Origin of the sequence: Paenibacillus sp. W2I17 (assembly GCF_030815985.1) — a bacterium.
GTDB lineage: Bacteria > Bacillota > Bacilli > Paenibacillales > Paenibacillaceae > Paenibacillus.
The window spans coordinates 5,998,857-6,022,319 of record NZ_JAUSXM010000001.1 but is presented as its reverse complement, the minus strand read 5'-3'; the positions used below and the strand labels follow the sequence as shown (position 1 = coordinate 6,022,319).

Annotated in this window: 17 protein-coding genes; 3 read left to right on the top strand and 14 right to left on the bottom strand. The window is 47.7% G+C overall.

Annotated elements, in window-relative coordinates:
- Window positions 1-34: 34 nt before the first annotated feature.
- The 5 genes from QF041_RS26925 to QF041_RS26905 form a co-directional block, all read right to left on the bottom strand.
- Complete coding sequence (locus QF041_RS26925) at window positions 35-688, bottom strand: ferric reductase-like transmembrane domain-containing protein (protein ID WP_307416312.1); 654 nt, start codon at window positions 686-688, stop codon at window positions 35-37.
- 36 nt (window positions 689-724) lie between these two features.
- A complete protein-coding gene (locus QF041_RS26920; RefSeq protein ID WP_307416311.1) occupies window positions 725-1,768 on the bottom strand; it encodes an FAD:protein FMN transferase in 1,044 nt (347 codons plus the stop codon).
- Window positions 1,765-2,181, bottom strand: coding sequence for a hypothetical protein (locus tag QF041_RS26915; protein ID WP_307416309.1), 417 nt, complete (start codon window positions 2,179-2,181; stop codon window positions 1,765-1,767). The genes QF041_RS26920 and QF041_RS26915 overlap by 4 nt, the downstream gene beginning before the upstream one ends.
- Window positions 2,182-2,354: 173 nt before the next feature.
- Window positions 2,355-3,338, bottom strand: coding sequence for an MBL fold metallo-hydrolase (locus QF041_RS26910; protein WP_307416308.1), 984 nt, complete (start codon window positions 3,336-3,338; stop codon window positions 2,355-2,357).
- Window positions 3,339-3,365: 27 nt separating this feature from the next.
- Window positions 3,366-4,109 (bottom strand): class I SAM-dependent methyltransferase, encoded by a 744-nt coding sequence (locus tag QF041_RS26905; RefSeq protein WP_307416307.1) that lies wholly within the window; start codon window positions 4,107-4,109, stop codon window positions 3,366-3,368.
- A gap of 842 nt (window positions 4,110-4,951) precedes the next feature.
- Between QF041_RS26905 and QF041_RS26900 the strand changes: the two genes are divergently transcribed.
- A complete protein-coding gene (locus tag QF041_RS26900; protein ID WP_307416306.1) occupies window positions 4,952-6,214 on the top strand; it encodes an MFS transporter in 1,263 nt (420 codons plus the stop codon).
- On the opposite strand, the gene QF041_RS26895 is transcribed toward QF041_RS26900, so the two are convergent.
- A complete protein-coding gene (locus QF041_RS26895; protein ID WP_253502936.1) occupies window positions 6,195-6,662 on the bottom strand; it encodes an Lrp/AsnC family transcriptional regulator in 468 nt (155 codons plus the stop codon). The genes QF041_RS26900 and QF041_RS26895 overlap by 20 nt on opposite strands.
- 402 nt (window positions 6,663-7,064) lie before the next feature.
- Here QF041_RS26895 and QF041_RS26890 point away from each other — a divergent pair, with 402 nt between their 5' ends.
- Window positions 7,065-7,940, top strand: a complete 876-nt coding sequence (locus QF041_RS26890) for a DUF72 domain-containing protein (RefSeq protein WP_307416305.1) — start codon at window positions 7,065-7,067, stop codon at window positions 7,938-7,940.
- A 191-nt stretch (window positions 7,941-8,131) separates the two neighbouring features.
- Here QF041_RS26890 and QF041_RS26885 read toward each other — a convergent pair whose 3' ends face one another.
- From QF041_RS26885 to QF041_RS26855, 7 genes are all read right to left on the bottom strand, one after another.
- On the bottom strand, window positions 8,132-10,309 hold the full coding sequence (locus QF041_RS26885) for a glycoside hydrolase family 88/105 protein (RefSeq protein WP_307416304.1): 2,178 nt from the start codon (window positions 10,307-10,309) through the stop codon (window positions 8,132-8,134).
- A 57-nt stretch (window positions 10,310-10,366) separates the two neighbouring features.
- Window positions 10,367-11,188 (bottom strand): polysaccharide deacetylase family protein, encoded by an 822-nt coding sequence (locus tag QF041_RS26880; protein ID WP_307416303.1) that lies wholly within the window; start codon window positions 11,186-11,188, stop codon window positions 10,367-10,369.
- A gap of 17 nt (window positions 11,189-11,205) precedes the next feature.
- The gene (locus QF041_RS26875) at window positions 11,206-14,559 is read right to left on the bottom strand and encodes a glycosyl hydrolase (protein WP_307416302.1); all 3,354 of its coding nucleotides are present in this window, start codon (window positions 14,557-14,559) and stop codon (window positions 11,206-11,208) included.
- 236 nt (window positions 14,560-14,795) lie between these two features.
- A complete protein-coding gene (locus tag QF041_RS26870; protein WP_307416301.1) occupies window positions 14,796-16,301 on the bottom strand; it encodes an extracellular solute-binding protein in 1,506 nt (501 codons plus the stop codon).
- Window positions 16,302-16,319: 18 nt separating this feature from the next.
- On the bottom strand, window positions 16,320-17,207 hold the full coding sequence (locus QF041_RS26865; RefSeq protein ID WP_307416300.1) for a carbohydrate ABC transporter permease: 888 nt from the start codon (window positions 17,205-17,207) through the stop codon (window positions 16,320-16,322).
- A gap of 12 nt (window positions 17,208-17,219) precedes the next feature.
- The gene (locus QF041_RS26860) at window positions 17,220-18,149 is read right to left on the bottom strand and encodes an ABC transporter permease (protein WP_221821028.1); all 930 of its coding nucleotides are present in this window, start codon (window positions 18,147-18,149) and stop codon (window positions 17,220-17,222) included.
- Window positions 18,150-18,481: 332 nt separating this feature from the next.
- Window positions 18,482-20,887 (bottom strand): AraC family transcriptional regulator, encoded by a 2,406-nt coding sequence (locus tag QF041_RS26855; protein ID WP_307416298.1) that lies wholly within the window; start codon window positions 20,885-20,887, stop codon window positions 18,482-18,484.
- A 215-nt stretch (window positions 20,888-21,102) separates the two neighbouring features.
- Here QF041_RS26855 and QF041_RS26850 point away from each other — a divergent pair, with 215 nt between their 5' ends.
- Window positions 21,103-22,458, top strand: coding sequence for a dipeptidase (locus QF041_RS26850; protein WP_074096278.1), 1,356 nt, complete (start codon window positions 21,103-21,105; stop codon window positions 22,456-22,458).
- Between the two features lie 480 nt (window positions 22,459-22,938).
- Here QF041_RS26850 and QF041_RS26845 read toward each other — a convergent pair whose 3' ends face one another.
- Complete coding sequence (locus QF041_RS26845) at window positions 22,939-23,310, bottom strand: hypothetical protein (RefSeq protein ID WP_307416297.1); 372 nt, start codon at window positions 23,308-23,310, stop codon at window positions 22,939-22,941.
- Between the last annotated feature and the right edge of the window lie 153 nt (window positions 23,311-23,463).

The window sequence follows — 23,463 nt, the reverse complement described above, 5'->3', positions numbered from 1 at the left end:
TGTGTAACGAACATATTGGATAATCCACATGTTATTATTTCAGATGTTTAGGTCGTACCGTTCCCACCAAACCAAAACCTTCAACCCAATTCTGCTCGGAAGGTGAACCAGATGTTGCCCGTTTCGGTCCAATCGTGATTTCCGGGCCTTTGCGTTCTCGCAACATGCCACGCAGCACAGTGATTCCAACGATGCTGAGTCCGGTAAATACATACATCATCCGCATGATGATATTGCCAGAATCCGTTCCGGTAACCATGCCGTGAACCAGCAGACCAATGAACACCGGATAGGACAACAGGTGGAACATGAACCACCATTTACGGCCCAGCTTGTTCCGCAGATCACTGGATAACAGGACAATCACTAATCCGTAGAAGGCTAACGTTCCCAGACCACTGCCGATCGGATGCACGGAAGCTGTAAAAGGAATCAGAAGTTCTCCCCAGGTAAACGGGCTATAGTGATCAATATATAACGTTAATGCGTGCACGAGTCCAAGTCCGAAGGCGAGCCAGGTCGTTCGAGTATGCCATTTGAACATGGCTGCTTTTGGTTTACCTTTGGCCATAGGCATCCCTTGCGCAATGCCCAGAAACACACCAGCAAAGAGCAGTACATAAGCAGCTATCCCACTAATTCGAATGATATTCCACGTCGGCAGGTAATCTACAATCCATTGTGCCATAACCGGCTCCCCCATATCTGTTAGACTTGTCCTCGTTTATATCAGACTGAAGCGATGATCCGGATCAAAACCGAGCCAGTGCTCAGCAAGCGTATCCGTATTCCCTCTAAAATAAGTAATCCCTTCCCTTGTCATCCACAGGACGTCATGCCGATCGTAATGTCGGTTTAACCAGCCCACGGCTTCGGCACTTCCCAGAATGCATACCGTCTTGGCAATGATCTCGCATTGCGAAGCATGCTGTCCCATAACGGTACACTGCAATACGTCCGTATCTGCCGACTCCATCGTCCGGGGGTCAATGAGGTGGTGTGCACAGCTTCCATCCGTATTCTGCCATTGTCTGCGGGAAATACCCGAAGTGGCAACAGCTCCTCGCTGTAAACGAACCACACCTGACACATTCTCCTGATCATGCAAAGGATCTGCTACTTCCAAGGTCCACTGGGGATGGTCTGATGTGCCCCATACTTGGATATCTCCACCCGCGTTAATCAGACCCGCTGGAATATGCAATGTTCGCTGCAACCAGTCTGCGATACGCTCCACTGCCCAGCCCTTAACAATGCCTCCCAGGTCCAACTCAGCTCCGGGGTCCAGATGAACCATCCGACTACCTTCCCGCTGAATCCAGCTCGGACGGCTGTGGTCATATCGATCTTCCATCCCGCCTGATGATTCAGGTGTTCTCGTTCGCAATATGCGTTCAATTAATGGACGTTGCAATTGTCGTTGCTGCACCTTCTCGAAGCTTAGATCATATCCCGAAGCCTGAAGAGCCTGCGAGATACCCGGTTGAAAAATCCCTTCAGTCAGTCCAATATATCCATAGGCTAGACTCAAAACTTCATCCATCGCAGCGGAGATGGGCATCCATCCGGTCGAACCATTCAGACGATTCAGTTCACTGTCTGCCACAAATCGGCTGAAGCGCTGCTCCTGCGTCTCAAACCAATTCTTCACCACGGTTGCTGCATGTTCAGCTTCTTCCCGCCCAGCGGACAGTTGCACTTCAACATCCGTGTTCATCGCACGGAATTGAAATCGGAGCGGACGAGCAACTTGCTCTGTGCGGCTCATGATGCACCTGTACGTGACTGATAGCTGCCACTGCTGTATCCGGAGTCTGTACTTTGGTTATTTTGTCCAAAACGCTGAGAATCTGAATAATTATCCTTGTTACTCACGCTCTGATCTGGCTGAGCTGCTTGTGTGCTATCAGATGTTCCATTATATTGACTATCATCATTGTCATTGTCCTGCGTGTTCCAGTTGTTGCTGTCCGTTGTACTGTTGATCCATTCATCCATCACATCATCATGCGTATCCACTTGGCTTGAAGCAGTAACACTTGTATCTGTGCCATTCGCTGCTGCATAGGCCACATCAAAGGCATCCGAAGTTCTTACATATTGAAAGAGTGCAGCCACAGTCAACGTTGCTGCCGCTGAAGCTTGCCATTTTCTCCATTGATTCCGTTTTCTTCTGGTCATCGCTCTTCCCTGCTTTCTTTAGCGAAGTTCATAGATGTATCATAGGCGCGCTGGCTTAAAAATAGATGAATGAACCGTTAAGAAAGGCTAAAAAGACCCCGAACAGGTGAATTTCCTGTCCCGAGCCTCTATATAAGATCGTATTATCATTTCATATCGATATCATCATTCCGTTAAAATCGAAAATAGAACGCGCCATCCGGTTGTTGCTCTTGCTTCACTACTTCGCGTCGAATTAACTCCTGCAAATGGGCTAACGTCTCACTCATGGCAAACCGCAGTTGATGGGTACCCAGCCGATTCCCAAACATGTGCACACAGATGTCATAAGCATTCGCCGGTGACTCCTGAATTCGCTCCGTCATCTTCTGAAGACGTTCCTCGTGATGAGCCAGCAATTGAACTGTCCGTTCGGTGAACTGGGCAAAAGGATTCCGATGCCCCGGATACGCCTGCTTGACGTTCAGCTCCCCGAGACGTTGCAATCCTTCCATATAAGACAATAATGGCTGAGGGTCACTGCCGGGTTGCAGACTGATATTTGGTGAAATCTGTGGCAAAACTGCATCTCCGCACAGAATCTCCATGGACTCCGGCGCATAAAAGGATAAATGGCCTGGGGCATGTCCACCCGTCTCCACAGCAACCCAACGTCTCCCGCCCATATCGAGCCACTCGCCATCTTCAATGGGTGTCACATTTGGAAGTGGCGTGATCTGCGAAGTAAATGCCTTCATATGTTCATGTATCTGCTCAGTCTTGTCTTCCGGCATACCATGACGACCATAAAAATCAGGTAATTTTGTATTAATGCGTGAATCTGGTCCCCACATATAATCGGCCTCTTGGCGGGAGCGTGTGGACATTCGAACGGGTGCCCCCATCATCTGTTGCATCCAACCCGACAACCCAAGATGATCGGGGTGATGGTGGGTGAGTACAATTTGACGAATATCGCTAAAGGTCCGGCCAAGATCTGCCAGTGCTTCACTCCACTCCTGTTCTGTTTCCGAATTACGCGGTCCCGGATCTATAATGGTTATCTTTCCATCCGGTTCTGATAACACATAACTGTTCACCCATCGTAAGGGAAACGACATGCTGATCTTAACCCGGTGTATGCCCTCTGTCATGGGCATCTCTTCTGTTCGCTTCATGTTATCCCCCTTCCAGACTGTCTCTGTTCACTCGACAGGACGACGACCCACAAAAATCATGCGTGGAGAAGTCTGCTCGTCATATTTCTCTTCGTCATAGCCGCCATGTACCTGATCTACCCGGAGTCCGGCGGCACTTAACATCTGACTCAGTTGATCCCGTGTGTACAACTTCACACGCTCCTGATATACCCGCGGTTCATGTCCGGATGCGGTATCCGTAATGCGAATCTCCTTTTGCACAAATCCATCCTCAATCTTGCGATACTCCTCAATCCGCTGCCCCTCATCCTCTCGGACGGAGTGTGGCACCAGATGCCGAGTCACATAAGCCGTATTCATAAAATCAATTATAAAGCTGCCACCCGGGCGAAGCATACGATGAATGGCATGTAATACTTTCAGTTGTTCTCCGTCCTCCAGGAAATAACCAAACGATGTGAACAGATTAACTACAGCGTCAAAGCCACCTTTCAACGGCAGTTCACGCATGTCTGCATGACACCACGATACTCGGTGTTCGGTGTCCATTAGGCGCGCTTCACGTAGAAGCACATCGGACAGATCAACTCCGGTCACTCGTAATCCCGCATCAGCAAGTGCCAATGAGTGCCGTCCCATACCGCAGCATAGATCCAATACTTCAGAGTTAGGCTCAAGCTTCAACCAATTGATCATTTTATGTACTTCCTGATAGGCACCCTGCACATCCCGGTGCTTGTATACGAGCAGATAATCTTCTCCAAAACTCTTTTCATACCATTCCGTCATCCATTCTCGCCCTCCACTTGGTCACTGGCTCTCTATCTGTAGTACGCTTTGTACAGGCCTGATCATTTCCCCTAGCTTTAATGTATTGTAACGTCTTTATTCTGCAAACTCAAAAAATTCCAGTAGATCATCTAGGGTGTGTCTAAAAACTCTGAAGGAAGCGGATTTTGCCAAATTTTCGTTCCAAGCCAGAAAGTTATCCGCCGGCGTGCCGGGGCACGTCAAGGGAAAGTGACGCAGCAGGGGGCGAAAAGGCGGTAAAAGAGGTACTTCAGTGAGTTTTGAGACACGTCCTACATTGAAGAGCCAAAATGCACACGAGGGAATACTCTGTTTATTGAATGTACAACATTATTAAAATGTACATAATTAACCTTGAGCACTTAAAACATGTACATAAATGAATAATATTTACACAAATCAACGTTAATAAAAACCCAGCTTTAATAGAAAGAACCGTTTGAATAAAGAAGGTAGCCAGAATTTTATTCTGGACTACCTTCTTTTCCTATCTTTATTTCAGTTAACTTATAGCTTATTTTTGAATCGTATTCTGTTCATTAATTTTAAATACATAATCAAAAAAATTCGAGGAATAGAAGTTTTTCCCTTCTTAGAGAGGTTGTTTAACATAATCTGTAGAGGTATCTATTTATAAGTCTCAAATATTGTCTGTAACAGTTAATCTGTTATGGATCTGATTCATGAATTTTTAAGTGGCAACAACGCTTACATTAAAATCAAAGGAAATATCCTCATTCTAAATATAATATATAGGTTTAAAAATACATTTACTTTAATTCGATTATGTAAGGTTGCTATTTGATTTGATAAGCTTATATATGCCAATTGAGCAATATTTTTGTAAGTACAAGATTTTCAAAAGGAGAGGGCATAAATTGAAAAAACTTAAAACCACACATAGTAACACTGCGGATGCTGCATCTTCTGTCCGCCTCCCATGGGTAGGGCTAATTCCGCTTGCCTTAGCTGGATTTATAAGTCTCTTAACTGAAATCATTCCGGCTGGTTTATTGCCACAGATAAGCGAAGGACTTGGAATCTCAGAGGCATTAGCTGGGCAATTCATAACGTTGTATGCCCTTGGCTCTGTCTTGGCAGCAATTCCCCTAACTACAGCTACACGCGGTTGGCGGAGGCGGCCACTGTTGTTGCTAAGCTTGATTTGTTTTTTCTTGTTTAACAGTGTTACAGCTCTATCTTCCAGTTACACAATAACTCTTATTGCCCGATTCTTGGCAGGTGCAGCCGGAGGTGTTTTGTGGGGAATGTTAGCAGGTTATGCTAGCCGCATGGTACCTGATTCGCTCAAAGGTCGAGCTATGGCGGTAGCAGGAATAGGTACACCTTTGGCTATGGCGCTTGGTGTCCCCGCAGGAACAATACTCGGTAATCTTGTAGGCTGGCGTACAGTTTTTGGAATCATGTCAGTGTTTACTGTCTTGTTAATCGTCTGGATACTCTTAAAAGTTCCAGACTTTGCTGGTCAATCAACGAATAAGAGACTTCCCCTTCATAAAGTTTTCGTTAAACCGGGGATTCGCCCTATCTTGTTTGTCGTACTAATATGGGTACTAGCTCACAATATTCTATACACATATATTACGCCTTACCTCGCTCAAGTTGGGCTTGGTCAACGTGTTGACATTATACTATTTGTTTTTGGTATTGCATCGGTTGTGGGGCTCTGGATTACAGGAATATGGATTGACCGCATGCTTCGTCCATTGATACTATGCAGCCTTGCGGGTTTTGCCCTAGCATCTATGATGTTTGGGATAAGTAGCAGTCAGCCAGTAGGGATCTTTTTGGCTGCTGCATTGTGGGGGCTGACTTTTGGCGGAGCCGCTTCACTGCTTCAAACGGCTGTAGCTGAAGCTTCTGGTGATAATGTGGACGTGGCTCAGTCTATGCTGGTAACAGCATGGAATTTGGCTGTAAGCGCTGGCGGGTTAATTGGTGCGGCCCTTCTTGTAACAGTTGATGTCCTCTCATTTCCATGGGTTATGCTTATTCTCGTACTCATTGCGCTACTCGTAGTATGGAAAGCGAAAGAACATGGATTCACAACAAAGAGTGGATAGACTCATTTTTCAACTCTTCGAGAGATGGAATGATGGGTTTATAATCAATGGGTGAAGACATAACAATTAGAATCGTATACGTTCCATATTTATCACAGTCATTGCCGAACTCTTCAAGTGCGTATGTAGAGTCGGCAATGACTTTCATTAAAAAATTGTGTTCTCCGCTTATACGATGACACTCGACAACAAAGGGGGACGACCGAGCAAAATCGAGAAAAATATTACAGTTTCTAGTACTAAACAGGAAATAGGCGGCAACATTTTTTCCGGTTTTTTGCGGAGAAATGATCGTGCGATATTCCTGAATAATTCCCTTTTCCTCCATCCGTTTGACTCTTTCCGTTACAGCAGGTTGGGATAGCCCCACCAATCTACCGAGTTCAGTCATGGAAATCCTAGCTTGATTTTGAAGGTGTAAAAGGATTTGGTTATCAACATGATCCACTCTAAGTATCCTCCTTATAATTTAAAGGTATTATTATATTATCTTTTATACAAATTAATTTATCAATTCATGGACATCAAAGCCGTATTCATAAAATCAATTATAAAGCTGCCACCCGGGCGAAGCATACGATGAATGGCACGTAATACTTTCAGTTGTTCTCCGTCCTCCATTCTCGCCCTCCACTTGGTCACTGGCTCTCTATCTATAGTACGCTTTGTACAGGCCTGATCATTTCCCCTAGCTTTAATGTATTGTAACGTCTTTATTCTGCAAACTCAAAAAAATTCCAGTAATTTTCCAACATTGAAGAGCCAAAATTCACACGATATAATGTTAGACATATGCCTGTAAATCGGTTAATTATAAGAGGTTGTTCAAAAAGCAACAGGAGGTGTTCTTATGATTCGCATCGGACTTACCGGATGGGGGGATCAGGAAGATCTCTATCCAAACCGTACCAAAGCCAAAGACAAGCTCAGTCTATACGGACAGTACTTCTCCACCGTGGAGGTGGATAGTTCCTTCTACGCCGTTCAGCCGCGGGATCGAATGGCACGGTGGGCTGCAGAGACGCCCGAATCCTTTGCTTTTATCATCAAAGCCTATCAGGGAATGACCGGACATTTACGGGGCAAGCCCTACTTCACCAGCACGTCGGAGATGTATAAGGCTTTTCGGGAATCACTGGAACCGGTCATTGAAGCCGGCAAGATGCAGGCAGCCTTGTTTCAATATCCGCCCTGGTTTGAGTGCAATAAGGACAACGTGAAAGAGCTTCGTGAAGTGAAACTGAGAATGGAAGGTATTCCGTGTGCCCTCGAATTTCGTCATCGTAGCTGGTATGAAGGTGACATGCGAGAGCGCACGCTTGCGTTCCTGAAAGAGCAAGGATGGATTCACAGCGTCTGTGACGAACCTCAGGCGGGTCCAGGTTCCATTCCCATCGTTCCACAGGCGACGGATTCGGAGATGACACTGGTTCGCATGCACGGACGCAACGTGTCCGGCTGGCATCAGAATGGTGCGCCCAATTGGCGCGAGACCCGTTATTTGTACCGTTACAATAAGGAAGAGCTGTTGGAGTGGAAAGGTTATCTGGAGCAATTGCAGGAGCAAAGCAAGGATGTCTACGTTATTTTCAACAACAACTCCGGTGGCGATGCAGCGGCGAATGCCCAGATGATGATGGACCTGCTGGACCAGCCAGTGAAGCCTTTTCCTGACCGTACTGAACCAGAGCAGGAAGAAGGACCGGAGCAACTGGAGCTATTTTAATGCGTGCTAAAAACGGAGTTATTCATATTATTGGGTGAAGGTAAGTGTATTTATATATTGTTATTATGCAGATCAGATTCGGGATTGGAATAAAACTAAAAGCGGCAAGCCTGAGGGCATTGCCGCTTTCTTTAGCTGGTAATCTACCTATAGAAGACTATCCACATACATTCGTTTCGTTGCGTCAAACATCAGCGCTGTGCGGCTGTAACCGAAGAATCGATATGCGCCTCACGGAGCTGCTGATTCATTTTATGCGCTTCAATGCCAGCCAAGAGCACAATGCCAATCCCGTGGGTATCGTTCAGATTCCATCCCAGATCATCGCGATAATACAAGGCGGTAAACGAGTACCCCGAACCCCGGCATACCCCGTATATATTACCTTTATAATCAATCGACAAGCGCGTTATGCCTTCCCATCCTTTGCGTACGGCCTCCAGATAAGGCTCAGGCTGTTCCAGCCAGCCTTCCCGAATACCACGGGCATAAGCGTAGATGAACATGGATGTGCAGGAGGTTTCTTCATATGAATCCGGGCGGTTCAGCACCTGATGCCATAGTCCATTTCCCCCTTGCAGCGCCAGATAACCTTGACTTAAATCACGATAGAAAGTTAGCAGTTCCGACCGTTTCACATGATCATGTGGCAGGATGGATAACAATTCGGTTAAAGAGAAGAGCACCCATCCGTTCCCGCGTCCCCATGGAATACCTGTCGCCCGACCACGCACAAAATCATACACATGGGACATGATTTGTTGATCGGGAAGGTAGAGGTATTTACGGAACATCAAGAACTGATTGACCGCATCATCCCAATACGTCGCATCACCTGTCAACTGACCATAACGCATTAGAAAAGGTGTACTCATGTACAAGTCATCACACCACATCGTCTCCTGACGCATCTCCCCACTGCCGCGAACCCGGTAAAAGGCACCATCCTCCAGACGCTCCTGCTCATCCGTAATGTAACCCGCAATCCGATCCGCGGTATCTCTTCCCCCACGAATATCGCCAAACTCCATCGCAGCAAGCAGCGTAGACCCAAACGAACCGCAATCATCCAGGCTGTCGATGGCAGACAGTTGATTATTGATTCCTGCCGCACCGTACCCTTCCCGATCCCACAGACCATAGCGGTCAAATGAAGTACTCAGTTCAATATGTTGCCGTACATACTGAATGTAATCATCTCGTCCCAATTCCTGTCCCGTCTGGAGAAGTCCAAGCAGGGTAACTCCAAGCGGATAATTCCACTTTCCGTAATGTGTATTTTCCAGGTAAGGACGAACATGGGTGTCGGGAAGATCTACCCGCCAATACACACCTTGTGCGCCATCATCAAATACGGTATCGGTTCTCACGATGTCGGCGTGGGATGGTTCAGCACCGGGAGCAAACACACCTGTGTACAGCCAGGGATCAGAGCACCCTGCAACCGGATGAGGCGATTTCAGTCTCCAGCCTGTGGAACCCGAGCGCTCGGCATCTTCCAACGTGAATCCCCATGAGCAGCCAAGTGTTTGGATTTCACCTTTTGCGATCAAATCAGAGGAACCGTAACCTCGCGGGAGTTCAACTTGAAAGTTACCACTACCTCCAGCAGAGTATACTTCCGTGCCATCCACATACAGGGTCAAAGCTCCATCATGAAACCCTTGTAAAATAACTGGCTTTGATCCTGGCAAGGTTACATCCAATCTGGACCATGCGTAGGCAACAGCGGGCTTTTCTGTACCAAAGATCCGGGCAAATGAACCTGCGCTCTGCTCCTCATCTGTCCACCCTCTTCGCGGATACCAGGAAAGGCCCGTTTCTTCTTCCGTCATGCCGTCACGAGGAAGAGATAATACAGGTTCATCGACGGGTTCCGAATATAACCAGCCTTCCTGACCCTGACGATCTGCCCCAGGAGTGAGGAAGTGCAGCGGGAAATTTTTGAACGAGGCTGTTCCGTAGATACCGCCGAATCCCACTTCTGTTTTGACAAAACACAGCAACACATCATTCCAGCCATAGTTAACGGAAATTGGAATCTGGGTTCTTCGCTCGGGAAATAACTCCTGCAACAACTCGGACTTGAATACCTCTTCACCGTTCACGTAAATCGTCACCGGACTATAACAGTTCAGGCCCGTATTTAACGTTGTATTCTGCTCGCTCCATAACTTGCCCCATACATACACGTATTGCCCAGCACGCACCTCTAGGCATTTCTCATTCAGATTCAGGTCGTAGCGATAATCCCCTAGCCTGCGGAAACCTCCCTGATGATAAGCTCTGAACAAAAAGGAATGTTTCGGATGATCACCAATATAACGCTGAGCCACCGTAGTTAATATATCTGGAATTGAATCGTACACCTTGCCTGCAATCGCCTCGTTCTCATGAAAATAACGAATGATCGTCAGCTCCCTTCCTTATACCTTGATTCGTTCGCTTAGCCGCAATGTCTCTCCGCCTTGCACTTCAACAACCTGCTGGTCAGTCGTAAACCAAACCGGGATGGCAGACGGATTATGGATGATGGATCGATCAGCTGAACACTCCAGTCGTTGCACTGCTTTCCAGTATGCAATCACTTCGATGTTTGTCGCGTACCAGATATCGTCCCTGCCGCCAATCTGCTCACCAAACTGTTCGATGATCTCCCAATTGTCGTTGTCATTGAACTCATAACTGTGACCCCAGACGTAGAGTAATAGTGGTGTACCTGTTTTGGAATGTTGGATAAAACGTTTGGCATGCCCCGCCAGATCATGGTTATGATGACACGTCGGATGCCATTCAAGCGGCCGATCTGGCAACGTGTATCTGTCATGTGATTCAACGGTACGGGCATAATCAATGCCGAGCCACTCCAGCTTGGTACTTAACGCACGGTCATACCCTCCGTTGGGATAAGCCATGCCTCGTACCGGATAACCGACGAGTTGCTCCAATGCTTTTCGGTCTTCGATAATCTCTTCAGTCAATAGTTCATTCGGAACATAAGGCAGCGTAGGGTGAGTAACCGTGTGAACGGCTACTTCATGCCCCGTATAAAGTTCAGCGACTTCCCCAGCCTCAATGCGGCCTGGATTACCCAGGGTACCGGAGTTCAGATTAAAGGTTCCCCGCAGACCATACCGATTACAGATCTCCACCAGTCTGCGATCATGCACCACTCCATCGTCATAACTGAGCGTTAACGCTTTCATCACACCACCTGGATAGCGGTCAAACTGAATACGATGTCCCATTCCTTACTTCCACTCCTTTATCCCAATTCTTCAACAGGTACATGACCTGCATCCTGTAATCGATGATGTTCCGAATCAAAATACGTACCTTCCAGCAGGCCGATCAATGTGTTGGTAATTCGCACTTCAATGTCGTTGTCTCCCGGACGCAACCAGGAGGCCTCTCCCTTCCAACGATACGGAGACCAGCATCTTACACCCAGGCTATGTCCGTTTACCCGCACTTCCACCACATCCTGCACACGCCAATCGCTAAATTCCAGTTCAAACGAGGTAATATCTTCTCTTGACTCATCCAGCCAGAACGTACGTTTATAACTCATTTCCCCGGCAAAATGGGGATACAGCGGCTGCGGTTCAGGTCCGATACAAAGGGCCGTGTCCGACTCCCGCACGAGCGAAGCCATGCCTTCATGATGGAACTCCACGCCGAATCTTCCCTGTAGATACAAGGGATCAACGATACCATCCTCATCTTTCGTTACCTGCACAATCACCGTCATTTCGTTGAGACCGCTATGCAGAAGTTCCGTAATCTCACATGCGATGTTATTGTGGTCGGTTATTTCGATTGGATCGAATTGTTCCTTTTCAAGCGGTTGCCCATTAATCTCCATCGACCAAGTGCCCGAAATCGCCGCTCTGTCCATAAATAAAAGGCATGCAGGCAATGCCGTTCTCAGCTCAAATGTGGTCGTATATCGACACTCGATCGGATAAGCAATAGATGATTTTTTCGGTGTGCCAAATACCTGATTAAACTGGACTGGCAGATGCTGCTGCTCCGATAATTCTGCCGCCTGATCAATAAACGGTTTTACAGCTACATGCTGGCTTTCCAGAATCACACCATTAACATTGGAAGCCTGAAGATGGAATTGTCCCATTCGCAAAATGTTAGGCTGCACCGTTTCCAGTCGCCATGGCCCTTCCGAAGGAACTCTGATCTTACTGGCTTGACTGGCCCCTGCCGAAACATCCGCTCCGAACGCCGAACCCATTTTGTCTGTTACATCCAACTTCGCTGTTAATGCCTCTTCCTTCACAGCTTGTAAAGTAAGACGAACAGCATGTGCTTCATAAGGCGCCAGCGTTAGTGAAATGCACCATTCCCCGCCACTGCTCGTATACGGTAATGTCTGAAGCTGCCCTGTCTCCAGATCGAGTCGTTCTGCCAGGAGACAAGTGTTCTCTGCCAGCTCCTCTCCATCCCACAGCTGTCTGGCAACCAGCTTTAATTGCCCCTTCAATTCCTGACCCTCCTGATTGGTCAAGAAAACCATGTGTTCTCCAGCCGACAATTGACGGGTGTGCATCAGCAGGGAGGCACTTTCCTCCTCCATGATCCAGCAGATGGGTTCAGGCAGTACCTGATCGAGCAAGAGAGAGATCAGCTCGAGCGAAAAGTCATCTCCCTGCCCTGTTCCTGCGGGTAGAAAATAGGAATTCCCCTCACCCTGATGCCACATGGTTTCACGGTTATCGTGATCTGTTGTCACGTTACGTCCCCAGTACACCTCTTGCGCCTGCTCGCCCGCACCAAAGAACTGGGCAGCTTCCTCCCCCTCCGGACTTCCCGGCTGAATGGCAATATGCGGAGGCATCCCAACAGAGATGACAGTTCCTCCCTGTCGAACGAATCTCTTCACCTGTTCCCAAGCCACAGACTCCAGATTCAACATCGGTGGCAAGATCAGTACGTCATAACGGGCAACACCGATCTGAATGATGCCATCCGTTAATTCAGCTTCAGCCAACAATTCGGGGTCAAGGTGGTCATAGTCCCGTCTGTTTTCGAGCAGATGTGTCGTGATCCTCATCCAGTCCTTCGTTAGACGATCCAGTTGTACCCGCTCGGCTTCGTCCTCGCCGCTATATTCAAATCCATGCAGCGGATTGCCCATCAGACTCCAGAATGTCGTCGTTGGGTCAAGCACGGCAATACGGATGTCTGCTGTTCCGGTGCTCATGAGATAGCTCAAACGTCCGGTGTAATCCCCCAACTGCCGGAAATGCTTCCAATAAGGATTCTGCAGAAATTGAGACGGTGGTGCGTCATGCTTCGCAAGCCCACCAATCGTATAGAAAAAGGCGTGAAAGTTATAAAAATTGGTGCCCATGGCGGCCATGCGATCAATCATCCACTTGGCATCCTGTAGCGTCATCGACCAGCCTACACTGTGAAAACATTCAATCAGATTGCGACTTCGGCCCAGCTGTCGGGCAAGCGAACTGACCATCTTGGGATTGTCACGCATCTTTTGGCCGTATCGTTCCAGAATCCACGATAAGGACCGTCCAATTTTCTCATGTGCCGAATCCCCCCCTGGCATATGGCTGAACAACTGGGTCGTCATCCGTACGCCAGGCACTTCGGCCGCATACTGGATTCCTGCTTCCTCACACCAATCATGCACCTGTTTGTGATAGGACTCCCGGAGAAGCAGGTGCAGCGACTGGTAATAGTCATACCGAATTCGATGCGCGTCCGGAACATCACCATATAACAGGGCCGGTAGCGAATCGATCAGACTATAACCACAACGCTCACTGAAATAACGGGGAAGTTGTGGCGACCAGGGGATACGACCCAATGGTGCGATCTCATCCGAGAACATACCTTTGATTACGCTTTCAAATTGATCTCCAACCGCTGACTTATAACGCTCATGTGTCAGTTCAATAAAACGACTCATCGCTTCCTTGTGGCAAGGATCAACAAAGTTGCCGTAATATTTGAAATCATCGATCTCTTTTTCCTGAAATATAATCAACTCCCAATCACCTGCCGGAACTTCCCACAACACGCGGAATGCTGTTCGGTAGGTGAAGAACCGCTTACGGTTATACGATGTGAGTCCGGTCTCCTGATAGACCTGATCGGTCTGGATATTGCCGATTTTGCTGCGCAGATCGATGGACCCATGCCACAGACGCTTGCCCTGTTCATCCTTGGGAATCGCCTTGGCAACCAAGACTCGTCCCCACGGTAACTCCAGCTCCACAGCTTCTCCGCCCTGAACCACCAGTTGGTGATGCACGAGCTGTCGCTGCTTCGCTTCAGGGAAATCAAGGGTCACTTCCCCACCAGCCATCCCGCTTGGATATGGATATTCGTCATATAACCATACCTGCATGCCATGGTCGGCAGCTGCCCGCACTGCAACCCGTACCTTATCGAACCATGCTTCAGAGAGATAAGGAATCTGTAGTCCCTGACGTGGACAGATGAAGAATCCACCTACACCTTGCGCCGCCATCTCAGCCACTTGCCGCTTAATCTGTTCTTCTTCCATATCCCCGTTCCAGAACCAAAAGGGATGGACCCTGTACTGCGCCTCGGGATTTTCAAAAGCATTCCCGTTCCACATGTTGCCTTCCTCCCTGCATGTTCAAGAGTAGTCGTTAAACTTTACCAATAACGTTCATTTCAGTTTATATAGGTTTGTTTTGTTTTGATTATACATCAAAAACCATATTCAGGAAGTCGTATTTTCCAGAAATTTGGATGAAATTTTGTTCATGGATCAAGCCATCACAGCGATAAGAAAAGCCCGGCTGTTTCCGTTACGCTGAAAGTACGGCTACCGGGCTTTGGCTTATACGACTACTTCAGTGCAGCGTACAGTTCATTGACTTCTTTCACATAATCGTCTCCGCCGTTATTCTTCCACAGGGCAACAGCATCTTCGAATCCTTTCTCATCAATCTGACCTACGATATATTTGATCCGCGCATCGTTGATGATATTGTCCAGCTGCGGTCCTTTCTGAGCGTAAACATCAGAGATCAGCGGTTCGCCAGGATTGGCGATGACAATCTCTTCGTTGGCTTTCTGCACCTGTGCAACCTTTTCACGGACAGGTGTCTGTTGTACACGAAGCGTTCTGTCTTCCGGCACAAACATCAAAATCTGATTTAAGCCTTGCAGGTCGCGAAGCGCAAGCTTGTCAGTGCTCGGTATGATGTAGTCTTCTTTTTTCTCGTATTGCTTACCTTCCAGTCCGTTGTACAACAATGCCTGCAATTCCGGTTCATTCAGCTGATCCAGAAAGCTCAGTACCTTCTTCAGGTCTTCTTCCGTTTTGACACTGCTTTTGGAGATCGCAATCAGGCCGGAGTAGCCAGACGTTGGCATATCACGCAATCCCTTTGGACCTTCCATCGCTTGCAGCACATCCACACGTCCTGTCGCATTTGGGTCTTTATCGAGTATTTTCTGATCCATCCGCTGCGCATTATCTGCTACATCCACCATGACACCTGCTTGACCATTCACAAATGGATCAGGAAGTTTCGTTGCATCCATCACGGCAAAGTCCTTGTTGACCAGACCTTCACTATAGATTTGCCGGAAAAATTTCAGAGCTTCCATGTATTCTGGTGTCTCATGCGCCGGAATCAGACCTCCGCTGCCATCATCTCCCCATTTGTTGGGTGCACCGAACCATACCTGCATGTTATCCCATGGACCCGTGAATTTGCTGGCAACCAGACCGTACGTATCATCCTTGCCGTTACCGTCTGGATCATCCTTCGTGAACGCTTTTAACAAATTATAAAATTCATCAATCGTCTTTGGCTCTTCCAGCCCCAGATTCTCCAGCCAATCTTTGCGGATTGTGACCCCATTACGTCCTAGGGCACGTGCCCGGTAGATCCCATAGGTTTTGCCATCGATTGACGCATTGTTGGTGATGATTTCATTCATTTGGCTCAGATTCGGATAATCTTTCAGATAAGGACCAAGCTCCCAGAATGCTCCGGTTCGGGCCGCATTAATGAAACTTGGAGACTTCCCTAACACCACCATAATCTGAGGCAGCTTTCCCGAGGCCAGTGTAATGTTGAATTTGTCTTCATACGAGCTGCTTGGCACCCACTGCAGGTTCACATCCACCTTGGTCAGTTCTTCAAGCTTCTGTATGACCGGGCTGTTCTCCGGCGGATTCTCCGCTTCGAAGTTCGGAAGCATAATGGTAATCTCGTCAGTTCCACCCGCAGCGGTCCCTGAACCTGCTTTGTCCGTGGAGCATGCTCCCAGAATTGTACTCAATACCAGTGACGCAGAGAGTAACAGTGCACCTTTTTTGAATCCCGTTTTTTGTCCCATACGTTCTCCCCCTTGGCTTTAGCCTTTGATTGAACCTAACATGACACCTTTGGCAAAATGCTTCTGCAAAAACGGATACACCAACAAAATCGGGATGGTACCTACAACGATCACCGCCATTTTGATCGACTGCTCTGGTGGCTGAACAAAATTGGGGTCCATGTTAGCCATATCTCCGACACTGGCTTGTGAGAGCAACACGATCTGTCTCAGCATGACTTGTAACGGCCATTTGTCACTGTCGGAAATGTACAGCAGTGCCGAGAAAAAATTGTTCCAGTGGCCTACGGCGTAGAACAAGGCAAACGTGGCAATGACTGGCTTTGATAAAGGCAGAACAATTCGCCACAGCACCCCGAGATCTGAACAGCCGTCGATGCGGGCCGCTTCCTCCAGCCCGGGTGGCATTTGCTGAAAAAAGTTTTTGACAACTATTAAGTTAAAAGCGCTGATCGCGCCAGGAAGCATAAGAGCCCAGTAAGAATCGAGCAGTCCCATTCCACGAATGACGAGATACGTTGGAATCATGCCACCACCAAATAACATCGAGAAAATCACCATGTTCATCATGACGTTACGGCCCCAGAAATCACTTCTGGATAGTGGATAGGCCATCGTTAGTGTGAAGAACAGATTGACCAGTGTACCTGCCACCGTGATGAAAATGGAAACACCAATGCTACGAAAGATCGTGGACGAGGAGAAAATATACTCATACGCACTGAAGGAAAACACCTTCGGAATGAGGAAAAAACTGCGTTCGGTGATCTCGGCTTCCGTTGCGAAAGAATTCCCTATAATATACAGGAACGGAAGGACGGTTAATATGCCCAGAATCCCCAGCATGACGTAATTGAAGATATCAAATACCTTGCCGGCAGGGCTGTTGTATAGACGGCTGTTCATGGGCGCTCCTCCTTAATAAATTCCGGGATGGCCGAATTTTTTCGCAAGTTTATTACTGCCGAGCACCAGGATGATCCCCACCACAGACTTGAATAGTCCCACAGCGGTACTGTAACTGAATGCACCTTGCGTAATCCCCACCGTGTACACATACGTATCAAATACGTCTGCGACATCCCGGTTGAGGGAGTTGGTCATCAGATAGATCTGCTCAAAACCGGTATCGAGGAAGTTCCCCAGTCTGAGAATGAGCAAAATGACTATGGTCGTACGAATGGCTGGAAGCGTGATATGCCACATCCGCCGTAATCGTCCGGCGCCATCCACAATGGAGGCTTCATATTGTTCCGTATCGACACCTGCGAGGGCTGCCAAGAAAATGATTGTGCCCCAACCCATCTCCTTCCACATCATCTGAACAATAATGAGCGGACGGAACGAACCCGGACTGGAGAGTACATCAATAGGCTTGCCTGTAATCCAGGCGATCAGGTCGTATAACACCCCGCCCTGCGGGGTCAGAAACACGTACGTGATACTGGCGATAATCACCATGGATACAAAATGGGGTACATAGACCAGCGTTTGAATCGTTCTTTTGAAGAAAGCGACCCGAATTTCATTTAATAATAAAGCTATAATGATCGGTGCCGGGAAAAAGAAGATAAGATCATACAGAGCAAGAACCAGCGTATTGCGTAATAGTCGATAGAAGTCTGGATTGGAGAAAAAGTTCGTAAAGTTCTCTAGCCCGACCCAGTTACTCTCCCGGATGCCCAGAAAAGGCTGGTAGTCCTGAAAGGCAATGATGATCCCCCACATGGGCAAGTATTTAAAGATGACAAAGTACAAAAAGCCGGGAAGCACAAGCACATATAACCATTTGTTTCGTTTGATCTGCCTTTTCCAATTGGACTCCTGTTTTAATGGTCTTGTTGCCATATCCGCTTGAGCAGTTGCAGTGGCGTTGGTATTCCAGTCCGTCTTCCCGTTCATCATGTCTCCCCTCCCTCAACGATGTAAGCGTTATCAATTAACCTGATACTCAGACTATACAGCCGATCTTTTTCCGGCAACCTTCATTTTTTGCATTGCTACGACATGATGGCCGAAAAGCCCGCTATAACGCCATTTTCACAAGAAACTGAACATAACGTAGCAGGTAGAATTGCACATTTTTGCGGGTTTATCCTTCTTTGTATCACGGTAAAAAAAGAAACAACCGGCATCCGCTAAAGCAGAATGCCGGTCTGAAATGACAAAGATATAAACGGTTATTGTCCAAACCATTGATCGCGATACTGACTCGGGGTAACTCCCTCCTGTTTCTTGAAAATCCGATTAAAGTAACTATGCTGATATCCCACAGCCGCCGCAACATCATTGATTTTCATCGTTGTCTCCCGTAACAATTGCTTCGCCGCATCCATTCTCACACGTGTCAAATAATCAATAAAATTGATGCCCGATACCTGTTTGAATGCCTTGCTCAGTGCATAGGGTGTCATCTGCTCCTCGTCAGCACAGTTTTCCAGCGAAATGTCGCTGCGGTAATGTGTATCGATGTACGACATCGTTCGTTCCACCACCAGTTTCAGCGGTTCCTGCGATCGTACTTCAACCTCTTGTATATAAGGTATGAATACCTCATTCATCATCCATTGTCTCATCTGTACAGGTTCACGAATACCGGATAGTCGCTCATACATGTTGCAACCACCAAACAGCTTATAAGGTGTGACCCCCGTTTGCAGCATCATGTGCTGAATACTGCCGAGCAATTGAAGCATCATCTGTTGCACCTGAAATTCGGTACTGCCCGTCCGCGTAATCTCACTCATGAATTGTTCCAGCACACGTTCCGCTTCGGCTTGTTTGCCCAGCCTGACCGCCTGTAACAACTCCCGTTCCAGCCCAAGCGGATAGGAAGCTGCTTCATTTCTGCGGAAACACTCCTCATCCTCCAGATCGAGGATCTGACTTCCTTCCTCCACACTGCGATAAGCCACGGCCTGTTCCATCTCAACGAATCGTCCGGGCAGTTCCTGAAGTGAAGCTGCTGGGCGACTGACCATCAAGGTCACCTTCATTTTGAGCGTACGTCCAATGACTTCCACCAGTTCCTGTCCCCATAACAGCGCTTGTGACTTCACAGGTTCGTCCTGAGGAGCGATCACAAGCATGGCGGAAGATAGGTCATGAAAGTTCATGACACTGATCTGCCTGAAATAATTTTTCGCCACTTCCTGAGTGATATTCACTGCTGCAAAGGTGACTAATCCCGTGTCCTGGCTTCCAAATCTGCCTTGCAGCTGCTCGTACCCCGTAAAATACATCTGCACCAGCAAATACTGCTGACCCTCCAGCTCAAATCCGAGATGACGCATCCGCTGCTGAAGATCCTGCTCGTTATAGGCATATAGATGCCCCTGCACAAGTTGTAAGACAAAACTGTCGCGCAGATGGGGAAGCTGCTCCTGCAACTGGCGATGTGCCGTTACACTCCGGGAGGTCAGTTCGTTCCACTGTTGCTCCAGCAGCTCAAACTCGTCCAGCTTGGCATCCGTTGGTGTTGTTTCGTTTCTGCCAGGCGTAAGCAGATGCAACATCCGTGCTACAGGCGAATAGATGCAGCGGGAAGCAAACCAGGATAACAATAATCCCAGGATGAGACTGCCTGCACTGGCAATGACGATGATTTTGGATACCAGTTTTACTGGCGAAGTGACTGAGGTCAAAGGTGCTGCGGAGACGTAAGTCCAGTCTGAATCGATCCGACTCAATGAACCGTATGAGACAGAATAGGTCTGATCCTCATATCGGAACAGGAATGAGCGGCTGCCCGCATGCAGGGCTACTTCTTCTTTTAGCTGCTGCTCAAAAGCAGAAGTCTCTCCCGCAGTTCCCGGATTACCGGTAACCAGTGTGTTTCCTTCCTGATCCATGAGGAACGTTAACCCTTCGTCGTATGGAGTAAGCGTTTTCAACAAACTGGCGACTTTTTCGTTATCCAGCGTGATAATCAGTGCACCAAACGGATTAATGCTCTCCCCCGGTATCTTATGTACTAGAACAAGTGCATTGCCTGCATCCGTATGCAGTGGACTATCGTTGGTCGAAGGTTCGGTATCTCTGTTGATGCTGGAAACCCAGTCTGTCCAGTACACGTGGTTCCCCATGGAAAGGTATCGATCATATGCTTGTACTTTGGCTTCATCGTTCAATTCGGTATAATCCCGATTAAACAAGATTGGCTTAGGCTCCTGTAAATACAGCTGTGCTGACTTGATCAGTGGATGGGAACCTTGTAATACATATAAGGTAGTCACAATCTCCTGCGTTTCATTGAAATAATACACAAAATCCAGCGTTCGCAAAGCATTGCCAAACCTCGGTTCAAAAGCCCAATGGGATAAGTTCATCTCCAGATAAGCCAGCTGGTCATCCACATTGCGTGCCCGGTTCTCGATCTGGTTCTGATGCATCTGATTGAACTCGGTTTCCATCCGGCCAACAACCTGTTGATACATGACGATACCTGTGATTAGTCCGGGAATGCTGGCAATGAGTAAAATAAGCATGAGGCTGTTTCGATAAAATCGTCCTTTATGCCTTCCAGCCTTCAAATCGGATAACCGCTTGAATCTGCCAAATATTCGATCGCTCCTAGTCGGTTCCATCGCTGCTCACCTGCCTGCTTGCATCGGGTCTGACTGTCATGGAAACTTCCTCAACTCCCCTGAGAATATATGGATGAAATCCTTTTCTTGTATTATACGCACAATCCTCAGGTGAATGAAACGATCTGTAACCGATCATTTTTTTAACCAATGTTTTATTAACATGACAAAATGGATTACAATGAGATATAGCAAACATGAAGGAGGCCTTTTTAATGAAAGAACAGACTTATTTTGAACAAAATAGAGAAAAACACCTGGCAGAACTGAATGAATGGTTGTCCATTCCAAGTATCTCTGCCATTTCAGAGCATAAAGAGGATATTAACCGTGCAGCACAATGGGCAGCAGATGCGCTCACACGTGCAGGCATGGAAAACGTAGAGGTCATTCAAACGGCTGGACATCCGATTGTCTATGCAGATCACCTGCATGCACCCGGCAAACCGACGGCTCTGATCTATGGACACTATGATGTACAACCTGTAGACCCCCTTAACCTGTGGGACACGCCTCCTTTCGAACCGACCGTTCGTGATGGCAAGCTGTATGCCCGTGGTGCGACGGATGACAAAGGACAGATCTTCCTACATATCAAGGCAGTTGAAGCCATTCTCGCCGAAAACAAGGAACTTCCAGTTAATATCAAGTTCTGTATCGAAGGTGAAGAGGAAATCTCCAGCCCGAACCTGCCCATCTATCTGAATGAACATACAGACAAGCTGCGTGCAGACATGGTACTGATCTCGGATACGTCCCTGCTTGAAAAAGGAAAACCGGCAATCTCCACTGGCCTGCGCGGCCTATGTTCCATGCATGTGGATCTGAACACAGCCAATACCGACTTGCACTCCGGTTCATTTGGCGGCGGCGTACCGAACGCACTGCACGCACTCGTATCCCTGCTCGCTTCGTTGCATGATGAGCAAGGTCGTGTAAGCGTAGATGGTTTCTACGACGGCGTACTGCCACTGTCTCCTGAGATGAGAGAAGAATTTGTAAAACAAGGCTTCAATGAAGAACAGCTTCGTCAAGACCTCGGGCTGGAGCAATTGTACGGCGAAGAAGGTTACTCGTTCGTGGAACGTGTTGGCGCTCGTCCAACATTGGAATTGAACGGCGTATGGGGTGGTTTCCAAGGCGAAGGTAGCAAAACGGTTATTCCAAAGGAAGCTCATGCCAAAATCACCTGCCGCCTCGTGGCGGATCAAGATCCACAACATGTATTGGATCGTATCGAAGCACATCTGCGCGCTCACGTTCAACCGGGTGCAACGCTGCATGTGAAACAGATTGAGAAAGCTTTTGCTTTCAATACCGATCCTTCGAATCCAATTCTGCAAAAAGCAGCAGATGCGTATGAGCACGTGTATGGCGTTCGTGCCCTCTTTACCAAAGATGGCGGCTCCATTCCGATTGTTGAGAAGCTCTCACGTGTACTCGAAATCCCTGCTGTTATGATGGGCTTTGGTTTACCGGATGAGAACCTGCATGCACCGAACGAGCACTTCAACCTGGAGAACTTTGATAAAGGGTTGTTGACGATTGTTCAGTTTTTGAAGAGTTTGTAAACACTCTTACACGGAGGTCACTACGCGGGGAGAATAAGCTTCCGATCGCTGTTATCCCCCGATTTCTTTGATCCCCTTTTCTAAAGGGAGAAATTCGGGTGATAAAGGCGAACGCTCCGCTTCTTCAGCTTTTTTCTCCCCACTCCGTTAACGTGTAAATTATTTACTCAACTTCATAGAGTAGTATAAAAGGGGTGTGCCGTCCAACTTCATGACGGTACACCCCTTTTATAATTGGTGATCTAGATCTATTTCGTTTCAATGGTTCGGTATTTACTTTTTAACGAACTGCGCACTTGCTATTCGACGAAAATCCGCAGTTTTGACAATATAACGAATCGTAGACGCTTTATTTCCTCGTTTTGCATGTCATTCATCCATTTTCTACCGGAATAACGTGGCTGACGTTCATTAGCCCTGTAACTAGAAGGAGTAACCCACTTTCGGGACATCCTCCAGATTCTACTCCCCTCATCCCCATTATGTGCGGAATGTTGTGAACTTCAGCATGTGAACAAGGCGGGATAAATGTGCGATTTCCTGCTGGACTCCAGAGGTATCCGTTCCAGCCATTGCCTGATTCGCCCGCAGTGTTCTACGTGTGTTCAGCATACCTTCAATCAGTTTCATGACCGTGTTGCGTCCACGATGATCGACAATCATATACTTTTTGCGTGCATCCAGCTCTACCCATACGATGTTGCTGAATGATGTGAACAGATGCCTGCGGTACAGCTCCATATCGGTCTCATTGTAATGCTCGCCATAAAAGGCATAATATCCGTGTATGTGCAACTTCTCCGCCAACACTGTGATGAACGGATCATGTTCGAGCATAGCGTTACGTTCCATGTTTCACGCCTCCGTTATGCGTGATCCGCAGATCCCGTCTTTTTGAGATCTATTTTAACATATTGTGCAAGGTGTTGCCTCTCCACAGATAAAAGCCAAGTTTTAACTCCGAAGACTGATGCATCACAAATGAGAGTTATTAGCTCGATACTA